The organism is Photobacterium angustum (genome assembly GCF_003026365.1).
GTDB lineage: Bacteria > Pseudomonadota > Gammaproteobacteria > Enterobacterales > Vibrionaceae > Photobacterium > Photobacterium angustum.
The window spans coordinates 1-1,036 of the sequence record NZ_PYOM01000046.1 but is presented as its reverse complement, the minus strand read 5'-3'; the positions used below and the strand labels follow the sequence as shown (position 1 = coordinate 1,036).

The following is a 1,036-nucleotide window of genomic DNA, read 5'->3' as shown; positions in this document are numbered from 1 at the left end:
GCACCAGAAGTAGATAGCTTAACCTTCGGGAGGGCGTTTACCACGGTGTGGTTCATGACTGGGGTGAAGTCGTAACAAGGTAGCCCTAGGGGAACCTGGGGCTGGATCACCTCCTTACCTAAAGACTGACTGTTTAATGCAGTGTCCACACAGATTGCTTGGTTAAAATGTAAGAGAGCCACTTAATGTTGCCCAACAACATTAAGTATGAACATTGTCCCGTTCGTCTAGAGGCCTAGGACACCGCCCTTTCACGGCGGTAACAGGGGTTCGACTCCCCTACGGGACGCCAATGGGTCGTTAGCTCAGTTGGTAGAGCAGTTGACTTTTAATCAATTGGTCGCAGGTTCGAATCCTGCACGACCCACCATTTCCTTTCCACGAAGGAAAGCTAGTTTGATTTTACTTTTTAAAGTGAAAACAAATAGCAACTATCGTGGGCGATTAGCTCAGTTGGGAGAGCACCTCCCTTACAAGGAGGGGGTCACTGGTTCGAGCCCGGTATCGCCCACCACTTCTTTCCTAAGAAGTAAAATTTGGGGCTATAGCTCAGCTGGGAGAGCGCTTCGCTGGCAGCGAAGAGGTCAGCGGTTCGATCCCGCTTAGCTCCACCATGTGTCCCGTTCGTCTAGAGGCCTAGGACACCGCCCTTTCACGGCGGTAACAGGGGTTCGACTCCCCTACGGGACGCCACTCTTTAAGTACATTTCTCTTTTAATAGAATAAGTGTTTTTAGACAGTGGTTCGAAAGAAACACAATGCTCTTTAACAATCTGGAAAGCTGACTAGTAAATTCAATCAATAGATTGATTTTAAAAAATGTTCTTCGAAAGAAGAACGAGTTCTCAAAACATACACATTCAAGTGTCTGTGTTTGCTTTCACTTTTTAAAAGTGAAGACAAATCAATGAGTCCGGCGAAAAACCAACGTTTAATACTTTCTTGATCGAAGTGTTAAACACAAACCTTGGTTGTTTGAACATACGAAACCTCTTGGGGTTGTATGGTTAAGTGACTAAGCGTACACGGTGGATGC

The 1,036-nt window shown here is 46.1% G+C and carries 5 tRNA genes and 1 rRNA gene; all 6 read left to right on the top strand.

Annotation, left to right across the window (positions count from 1 at the left end):
• A 16S ribosomal RNA gene (locus CTN01_RS22530) occupies positions 1 to 117 on the top strand; the annotation flags it as partial.
• A gap of 99 nt (positions 118 to 216) precedes the next feature.
• Positions 217 to 292, top strand: a tRNA-Glu gene (locus CTN01_RS22525).
• Positions 293 to 294: 2 nt separating this feature from the next.
• A tRNA-Lys gene (locus CTN01_RS22520) sits at positions 295 to 370 on the top strand.
• 68 nt (positions 371 to 438) lie between these two features.
• A tRNA-Val gene (locus tag CTN01_RS22515) sits at positions 439 to 514 on the top strand.
• Positions 515 to 538: 24 nt separating this feature from the next.
• Positions 539 to 614: transfer RNA gene (locus tag CTN01_RS22510), tRNA-Ala, on the top strand.
• A gap of 3 nt (positions 615 to 617) precedes the next feature.
• Positions 618 to 693, top strand: a tRNA-Glu gene (locus tag CTN01_RS22505).
• The last annotated feature ends 343 nt before the right edge of the window (positions 694 to 1,036 follow it).